10 protein-coding genes are annotated in these 8,857 nt (G+C 42.5%); 1 reads left to right on the top strand and 9 read right to left on the bottom strand.

Translation table 11 applies throughout. The features are described from left to right. Positions 1–181: 181 nt before the first annotated feature. The 8 genes from I2F76_RS03165 to I2F76_RS03130 are packed head-to-tail and all read right to left on the bottom strand — an operon-like array spanning position 182 to position 6,670. Positions 182–784, bottom strand: a complete 603-nt coding sequence (locus I2F76_RS03165; RefSeq protein WP_003007284.1) for a lysozyme family protein — start codon at positions 782–784, stop codon at positions 182–184. Beyond that, entirely contained in the window at positions 784–1,758 is a 975-nt protein-coding gene (locus I2F76_RS03160) for a nucleoid-associated protein (protein ID WP_195487220.1), read from the bottom strand. The genes I2F76_RS03165 and I2F76_RS03160 overlap by 1 nt, the downstream gene beginning before the upstream one ends. An 8-nt stretch (positions 1,759–1,766) precedes the next feature. After that, positions 1,767–3,023 carry a serine hydroxymethyltransferase gene (gene glyA, locus I2F76_RS03155; protein ID WP_195487219.1) on the bottom strand — a complete coding sequence of 419 codons (1,257 nt, stop codon included), beginning with the start codon at positions 3,021–3,023 and terminating at the stop codon, positions 1,767–1,769. Positions 3,024–3,058: 35 nt separating this feature from the next. Continuing rightward, entirely contained in the window at positions 3,059–3,673 is a 615-nt protein-coding gene (locus I2F76_RS03150; protein WP_155167745.1) for an L-threonylcarbamoyladenylate synthase, read from the bottom strand. Then, positions 3,660–4,496, bottom strand: a complete 837-nt coding sequence (gene prmC / locus I2F76_RS03145; RefSeq protein WP_195487218.1) for a peptide chain release factor N(5)-glutamine methyltransferase — start codon at positions 4,494–4,496, stop codon at positions 3,660–3,662. The genes I2F76_RS03150 and prmC overlap by 14 nt, the downstream gene beginning before the upstream one ends. Next, positions 4,496–5,575 carry a peptide chain release factor 1 gene (prfA, locus tag I2F76_RS03140; protein WP_003007273.1) on the bottom strand — a complete coding sequence of 360 codons (1,080 nt, stop codon included), beginning with the start codon at positions 5,573–5,575 and terminating at the stop codon, positions 4,496–4,498. Before prfA ends, prmC begins: the two co-directional genes overlap by 1 nt. A 15-nt stretch (positions 5,576–5,590) precedes the next feature. Beyond that, positions 5,591–6,064, bottom strand: a complete 474-nt coding sequence (locus tag I2F76_RS03135; protein WP_195487217.1) for a GNAT family N-acetyltransferase — start codon at positions 6,062–6,064, stop codon at positions 5,591–5,593. Positions 6,065–6,085: 21 nt separating this feature from the next. Beyond that, entirely contained in the window at positions 6,086–6,670 is a 585-nt protein-coding gene (locus tag I2F76_RS03130) for a thymidine kinase (protein ID WP_070674102.1), read from the bottom strand. Between the two features lie 114 nt (positions 6,671–6,784). On the opposite strand from I2F76_RS03130, the gene I2F76_RS03125 reads away from it, so the two are divergent. Next, positions 6,785–6,967: a 4-oxalocrotonate tautomerase gene (locus I2F76_RS03125; RefSeq protein ID WP_001117401.1), complete on the top strand. Its 183-nt coding sequence runs from the start codon at positions 6,785–6,787 to the stop codon at positions 6,965–6,967. Positions 6,968–7,026: 59 nt separating this feature from the next. Here the strand turns inward: I2F76_RS03125 and ilvD are convergent, their stop codons facing one another. Continuing rightward, positions 7,027–8,745 carry a dihydroxy-acid dehydratase gene (gene ilvD, locus I2F76_RS03120; RefSeq protein WP_195487216.1) on the bottom strand — a complete coding sequence of 573 codons (1,719 nt, stop codon included), beginning with the start codon at positions 8,743–8,745 and terminating at the stop codon, positions 7,027–7,029. Between the last annotated feature and the right edge of the window lie 112 nt (positions 8,746–8,857).

Here is an 8,857-nt window from a genome sequence, read left to right as displayed (position 1 = left end):
AGAGGCTGGGACAAAAGTCCCAGCCTCTCAATTGTTTTTGGATTGTTGCAGCGGTTGAGTAGGCTCTACTACGCTGATTTCATTAGCTTTTACAGCCCTACTCAACTGTGCGGAGGTGGGACGACGAAATCGAATTCTAACGAATGACCGATTTCTGTCCAACTCTCTCTAACTTGATTGATTAAAACCATGAAAATAACTTCATAATTGTCATATTGGTTTCTACTAAACGAGAATAATAAATATTTCCGCCATTGATGTAGAGTTCCATCCCATTTAATAGGGAAATAGGGTGGAGGTAAAGATAAGTTTCACCGGTTACATTGCCAAGGCTTGGCGCTACTACATCCCGCGAATAAGCTCGGGCCAACTCTAGGGAATTTGTTCCACCGTGTTTAGCTACATAATCAATGTAATCTTTCCCGAAATTATAGGCTTGAACGGCTGTCCAGCTATCAACCCCTTTTTTCTTGGCTTCTTTTAACTCATCTGAAAGAGTTTGAATACCTTGGCGAATGCTGGCCTTATTATCACTAATGGTATTGGTCTCACCACTTGCACTCTCGCTAGCCTGCATGACATCGTCCTCTCGACCTTTGGTCTCTGTATAGATCATAGCCAGAATGAGGTTTTCATTGGCTGTGGTATCCTCCTCAGCAAGGACTTCTCTAACCAGAGAGCGGTACTGCATGACTTGTTTGACATCATGGTGGATCTGGATCCCCTTGTAGATTCCAAATATAAGTAAGATGAATAAGAAGATCTTCACTATGCGTTTAATCATTATTTACTCTGTATATCCTCAATGTTTTTGATCAGAATAGAATAGGTCCCGTTCTCGTTTAGAATAAATTCAACAGATTCTGCATCTTCATAGACATTATTCGGAACGATCAGTTCAATTCCATTTGACAATGACAATTTCTGATTTTCGAACTTCTTCAACTGGCGAGATGCATCAATTTCTTCAAAAGTGACAGGTTCAGGTACCGCTTCTTTGACTTGGTCAATAAAACTGAGGCGAGCTGTCAAATTATCGTCAAAGAGATCATCTGCTAATTTCTCTGGAGAGAGTTTATTTTCTTCCTCGATATGATTGAAAATAGCTGATTTAACCTTTGATTGAAATTGAAAATCATCTGTATTAAAGCTTTCCGCAATCTTCTGGGCTGTTTTTTCTAGAGCCTTGATCGATTTTTTAGGAGAAATCTTGGGTTGCGCCTGCAAGAGATTCTCAGAAAAATAATTCAAGAAGGTCCCGTTATACTTGATCCGTTTTTCAATCAAGTGGTATTTGCGGCTTTGAAGATTAATGACCAAGGCTTCATCAGCACCAGTCCCAAAACCAGGTAGATTGTTTTGCGTCAGCTTAATCGGATTGTCCACTTCACCGCCAAGATGGGTCAAGGTTTCTCGTAAAGCGATTCTAAGAAAGGCAAAATGCTCCACTCCTTCTTTCGAGAATTGGACGAATACCAAATCATTGGTCTTTTGATTCTCAGAGACGACAAATTCTTCCTTCCAGCGATTCGCTACTGCGACAGATGTTTCTAACAGATCATCTGAAATCATCTCAAGAAAAGGATTGTCCTCTTCGAAAATACCGGTCCTGGCTTCATCGGAATAAACTCGCTCAATCTTCTTGCGCAAGTATTCCTCAATTTTAGGCGTGATATTGAGGAATTTATCTGCCAGATAGAGATCGGTATCATCTGGGCTAAATTGATGAATGATGGCTTTCTTTACGTAAATATCCATAAGATGATTTAGTCCTCGTAAAGTGGGAAGGCATCTGTCAAGGCTTTGACTTGAGCACGCACCTCTTCTAATACTGCTTCTTTATCTGCATTCTTCAGTGCTTTGATCATGAGTTCAGCAACGGTGCGACTTTCTTTTTCACCAAAACCGCGAGCAGTGATGGCTGCTGCACCAATCCGAATCCCACTGGTCTTAAATGGAGACAAGGTTTCATAAGGAATAGAGTTCTTATTTAGGGTAATGTTGACTTCATCCAACAAGTTTTGCGCCACTTTCCCATTTTCAACGACTTTAGTCACATCGACAAGGAAAAGGTGGTTATCAGTTCCGCCTGAAATGACACGGAAATCAGGATCTTGCAAGAAGACATCAGCCATAGCCTGACTGTTCTTAATCACATTAGCTGCATACTCTTTAAAGGCAGGATCCAGTGCTTCTTTGAAAGCGACTGCTTTAGCAGCAACGACATGCTCCAAAGGTCCTCCTTGGATACCAGGGAAGATGGCAGAATTGATCTTCTTAGCCAACTCCTCGTCATTGGTCAAGATCAAGCCACCACGTGGACCACGAAGGGTCTTGTGAGTGGTTGTTGTCGTGATATGGGCATAAGGAACTGGACTTGGATGAAGACCTGCTGCAACTAGACCAGCAATATGGGCCATATCAACCATGAGCTTAGCTCCTACTGCATCTGCAATTTCACGGAACTTTGAGAAATCAATAATGTGAGAGTAGGCTGAGGCACCAGCAACAATGAGTTTTGGTTTGACTTCTTGGGCTTGTTTTAAGATGGCGTCAAAATCCAAGAGTTCTGTTTCCGGATCTACACTATAGGACACAAAGTTATAAGTTTGACCAGAGAAGCTCACAGAAGCTCCGTGCGTCAAATGCCCACCGGCAGCCAGATCCATCCCCATGACAGTGTCGCCAGCTTCAATCAAGGCCATATAGGCAGCACAGTTAGCCTGACTTCCTGAATGCGGTTGAACGTTAGCAAATTTAGCCCCAAAAATTTCCTTAGCGCGTTCGATGGCCAGACTTTCGACGACGTCTACGACATCAGTCCCACCGTAGTAACGACGACCTGGATAACCTTCTGCATATTTATTGGTCAGGATAGACCCTTGCGCTGCCATAACCGCCTTAGAGACAACATTTTCAGAAGCAATCAACTCGATATTGTTTTGTTGGCGTTCCTCTTCTTTGGAAATAGCATTCCATAGGTCTGCATCATAGGCTTTGTAATCTTCTTTATCAAAAATCATAGGTCTACTCCTTATTAAATAATTTTTTATATACATTATGACAGAGGAAGGTTATCTTCCTCAAAAGAAAGCTCGGGCACTTGTGCAAGCAAGTCAGCTTTCGTAATAGAACCTTGTCGTAAAATCCTCGCTTTGGCCCCAGAAATATCTAGGATAGTCGAATCTTGGCCAGTAAGGAAAGCATCATCCTCAAAGCCAGGAATTACCTGATCAAATTCTTTTATAATAGCTTCATACTTTGTTCCGCTAGCGTGTCCAGATAGATTTGCAGAAGGACCAACTAAAGGACCATATTTACGAATTAATTCCAAGGTCTTTGGATGGGCTGGCATCCGAAAGCCAACCGTAGACATCCCTGAATGAATCCAGTCAGGCACCTTTTCATTTGCTTGAAGAATAATAGTTAAAGGCCCAGGTAAAAATGAATCAATCAGTTTTGTTAAATAGCTAGGTTGATTTTTCGAATAAATTCGAACACCTTCTTCATTTGCTACATTCAAGTTCAGGGCTTTCTCTCTAGATCTACGTTTTAATTCGTAAATATAATCAACTGCCTCTTGATCCAAAGCTTTAGCGAAAATACCATAGACTGTTTCAGTTGGCAGAATAACCGCACGTCCTGCTTCTAATTCTTTCTCAATGTGATCCATTGTCTACTACTACCATTCTATCTTGTCCAAATTGGTCTTTCAAAACTCGAACTTGTTTGTCGGGAAATGCCTTTTGAAAGAGCTCTTTTACTTTGTTACCTTGCTTATAGCCGATCTCTAGATAGACCTTCGCTTCTGGTGTTAAAACACTTGGTGCTTGCCGGGCAATCTTTTCGTAGATAGCATATCCATCACGGTCTGCAAAGAGAGCTAAGTGAGGTTCAGAGGCTAATACATTGGCTCCAACTTCTTCTACATCATCACGCGAGATATAGGGTGGATTGGAAACAACCAGGTCGTATGGACCTTCTAGATCATCTAGTACATCTGAAGACTTAAAGGAAACGACTGCTTCTAACTGCTGGGCATTTTCATGAGCAAGGGCTAAGGCCTCCTCTGAGACATCACTAGCTTGAATCTGCCAGTTAGGTCTAGCAAGGGCTATGCTAATAGCAATGGCACCACTTCCTGTTCCAATATCCAGAACTCGTAAGGCTTCCCCATCGTTTTCCTCAAGTATGAGAGCGACCAACTCCTCAGTCTCTGGGCGTGGAATCAGCACGCGCTCATCAACTGTAAAAACATGGCCACAAAATTCTGCGCTGCCAATAATATATTGGGCAGGGATGTGATGTTTCAACTGCTCAAAGATGGATAGAAGCAAGGCGTGATCCTCTACTTCCACTTCTTTTTGCAAAGCAAGGACAAAGTCTGTAAAGGTCCAGTTTTTTAAAGCACGATACGCGAAGGAGAGGCTTTCTGCTTCCTCTCCAACGGCTATTAATTCTTCTTCATACTGGGCTAATAATGATCCCAACAACATTATTTATTCAACTCTTCTAGTTTTTGTGTTTGATCATACAAGACCAAAGCATCGACCACTTCATCTAATTTACCAGATAAGATAGTATCCAGTTTTTGAAGAGTCAAGCCAATCCGGTGATCAGTCACACGGTTTTGAGGGAAGTTATAAGTCCGGATCCGCTCTGAACGGTCACCAGTACCGATAGTAGACTTCCGCTCAGCATCTTGCTCATCTTGGGCAATCTGAGCGAAGTGGTCAGCCACACGTGCACGGATGATCTTCATGGCTTTTTCACGGTTCTTCTGTTGGGTCCGTTCTTCCTGCATCTCTACCTTGATATTGGTTGGCAAGTGGACGATACGAACGGCTGTTGCAACCTTATTGACGTTCTGTCCACCCGCACCAGATGCGTGGTAGATGTCAATCCGAAGGTCTTTTGGATCAATGTCGTACTCAACTTCTTCGATTTCTGGCATGACCAGAACGGTTGCTGTAGAGGTATGGACACGACCTTGGCTTTCAGTCACAGGGACCCGTTGTACCCGGTGGGCACCAGATTCATACTTGAGTTTCGAGTAGACTGATTGACCAGAAACCATGGCCACTACTTCTTTGATCCCACCAACGCCATTGTAGGAAGCTTCCATGACCTCAAAGCGCCAACCTTGGCTTTCCGCGTATTTTTGGTACATCTGCAAGAGGTCACCAGCAAACAACTGTGCTTCGTCTCCTCCTGCTGCCCCACGAATTTCCAAGATAATGTTCTTGTCATCGTTTGGATCTTTTGGAAGAAGTAAGATTTTCAATTTTTCTTCGTACTCTTCTTTTTCAGCCTTGGCATCTTTCAGCTCTTGCTTGGCCATTTCTTCCAAATCTGCATCGCCACCTGCTTCCTTGATCATTTCTTCAGCATCGACGATGTTTTGGAGTACTTGTTTGTATTCCCGATAAGCTGTCACCGTGTCACGAGTGGAAGCCTCTTCTTTTGAAAGCTCCATAAAGCGTTTGGTATCAGAGACCACATCAGGGTCACTCAGTAATTCTCCTAACTCTTCGTATCGGTCTTCTACAGCTTGTAGTTGATCATAGATATTCATGTTTGCTCCTTAATTCTAGGTTGTTAGATCATAGATTGCTACAATTTCGTCTTCTATGACTTGGCCAGTTTCTTTAAATCCATAATGGAGATAGCAAGATCTCGCTTGATTATTTTCCGGTTCATAAGATAACCAAAGACTTGTTGCTTTTCCAGCTGGCTCTGTTCGAACAAAGTCAATGACTGCATCCATAGTCGGTTTAAAATAGCCTAAACCTTGAAATTGTTTATCGATCATAAAACGAAATAACAAGTAGTTCCCCTTACTGATCCCAATTTTCCGGTCATAGGCAATCATAACAAAACCAACTAATACTTCCTTATCATAAACTGCTAAGGGAGCTATAAAATCACCATTTTTATCATATACATAGGCTTCAGCTAAACTAATGGAATTGGATGCAATAAAATTCCTTTGGTTTGGATGAACTTCTAGATTTAAAACGTCAAAATAATTCTCTATTGTAATATCTTTTAAACAAATAGACATTTTTATCCTCTCTTAAACGTTCTAGACGCTTTCAGTTGGTATGTCCGGATTAAAATAATGCTTGCGGCAAACCGAGATATAGGTCTCGTGTCCACCAATCTGGATCTGCTCTCCGTCGTAGACAGGTTTGCCCGCTTGGGTACGCAAGACCATGGTCGCCTTGCGGGAACAGTATTGGCAGATGGTTTTGATTTCCTCGATCTTGTCCGCTAACAAGAGGAGATGTTTAGAACCTTCAAAGAGTTCATTTCGAAAATCATTTTTGAGGCCAAAAGCCATCACCGGCACATCCAGTTCATCAACGACTCTTGCCAGATCATAGACATGGTGGCGTTTCAAAAACTGAGCTTCATCGATTAAGACACAGTAAGGTTTGATTGCTTGGTTTTTAATAAAACCAAAGATATCGGTTTCGTCTTCGATCGCAACGGCTTCCCGTTTCATACCGATCCGGCTAGAAACAACTCCAAATCCATCACGCGTATCGATTGCTGAGGTCATGATAACGACGCTTTTGCCTTGCTCTTCATAATTATGGGCCACCTTCAAAATCTCAATGGTTTTACCTGAGTTCATGGTCCCATATTTATAATATAATTGTGCCATTTTCCTTCTGTTCTCTCTAAAATGTGTTTCATTATCATTTTACCATAATTTTGCTGACCTTTGTATCCCAAAATGTGATAAAATAGTCCTATAAAAAATTTAGGAGGTGGCCCTATGCCATTTGTACGAATTGATCTATTTGAAGGACGCACTTTGGAACAAAAGAAAGCCCTCGCTAAAGAAGTAACGGAGGCTGTTGTCCGCAATACTGGCGCTCCTCAGTCAGCTGTTCACGTTATCATTAATGATATGCCTGAAGGAACCTACTTCCCTCAAGGTGAAATGCGCACCAAATAATATTTCCACTAAAAAAACCTTTCTTGCTTGTGATAACACATAGCAGGAAAGGTTTTTTCTTATTTTTCTTGTGCTTGACGTTCTGCTTTACGTTCTTCGAATTCTTCATCACTCATCAGAGTTCCACCGACATTAGCTGATTTAGCAAAAGCAGTGTAACGGCGCAACCATCCACTTGAAATCTTAGATTTGAAAGGTTTCAAGTGTTTACGGCGTTCTTCAAGCGTTGCATCATCGACAAGCAAATCAAGGGTACGATTTGGAAGATCAATCACGATTTCATCCCCATCTTCAATTAGGGCGATATTACCACCTTCTGCTGCTTCTGGAGAAACGTGACCAATCGCAATCCCACGAGTAGCTCCTGAGAAACGACCATCCGTAATGAGAGCCACATCCTTACCAAGACCGCGTCCGACAATCTTAGAAGTTGGCGCCAACATTTCTGGCATACCAGGACCACCTTGCGGACCTTCGTAACGAATGACAACGACATGTCCCTTCTTGACTGTTCCATTGTCAATCAACTCAAGTGCTTGATCTTGTGAATCGCAACAAATAGCCTTACCGCGGAAAGTGGTCACAGACGGATCGACGCCACCGACCTTGATAACCGCTCCATCTTGAGCAATATTTCCGTAAAGGATAGACAAACCACCAACTGGTGAGATAGGATGCTCAATTGGATGGATAATTTCTTCATTTTTGATTTCCGCACCAGCTACGTTTTCTTTCAAGGTTTTACCAGTAACTGTAATACGATCACCCTTAATAGCACCTTTTTTGATCAACTGATTGATAATGGCTGGAACACCTCCAGCTTCGTGCACATCATGCATAGTGTAGACACTTGAAGGTGCAATTTTAGAGAGATAAGGTGTCTTCTTGGCAATTTCGTTGATATCTTTGAGATCATAGTCAATCCCTGCCTCTCGCGCAATCGCAAGCGTATGGAGAACAGTATTGGTTGAACCACCCATGGCCATATCAAGCGCAAAGGCATCATCGATCGCTTCTTTGGTCACAATATCCCGTGGACGGATATCTTTTTTAATATTCTCCACCAATTGTTTGGCTGCTTGGCGAACCAATTCGCGGCGTTCATCTGAAACAGCTAGGATAGTACCATTTCCTGGAAGAGCAAGGCCTAATACTTCCATCAAACAGTTCATGGAATTGGCGGTAAACATACCAGAGCAAGAGCCACAAGTTGGGCAAGCATTTTTTTCCAGGAAATCCAGCTCATCCATGCTCATATCACCAGCCTGATAAGTACCTACTGCTTCAAACAAACTGGAGAGAGTCGCTTGATGCCCCGTCATGTCAACGCCACCCTTCATAGGTCCACCAGAACAAAATACAGCAGGCACATTGGTCCGCATGGCTGCCAAAATCATTCCTGGTGTAATCTTGTCACAGTTGGGAATATAGAAAACACCGTCAAACCAGTGGGCATTGATGACCGTTTCAGCAGTATCAGCGATCAACTCGCGAGATGGCAAACTATAACGCATCCCGATATGCCCCATAGCGATTCCGTCATCGACACCGATGGTATTAAATTCAAAAGGAATCCCACCAGCCTCGCGAATAGCTTCCTTAGCAATATCCGCTAATTCACGCAGGTGAACATGCCCTGGAACGATATCAATATAGGAGTTACAAATGGCAATAAAGGGCTTTTGCATATCCTTTGCTGATTTTACTTGCCCTGTCGCATAGAGGAGACCACGCGCTGGTGCTCGGTCGATCCCCATTTTGATCATATCACTTCTCATCTTGTTCTCCTTCTAGTTCTTCATTTCTACCTCCTAATCTTACCACTTTGACATCAATTGTCAAGAACTTTCAGAAAATTTATAATATTCACGGTACACAAAAAGCCTGGTT

Source organism: Streptococcus parasanguinis (assembly GCF_015557775.1).
Classification (GTDB): Bacteria; Bacillota; Bacilli; order Lactobacillales; family Streptococcaceae; genus Streptococcus; species Streptococcus parasanguinis_AA.
The sequence above is the reverse complement of the archived record's forward strand: the minus strand, read 5'-3'. Positions and strand labels throughout refer to the sequence as shown.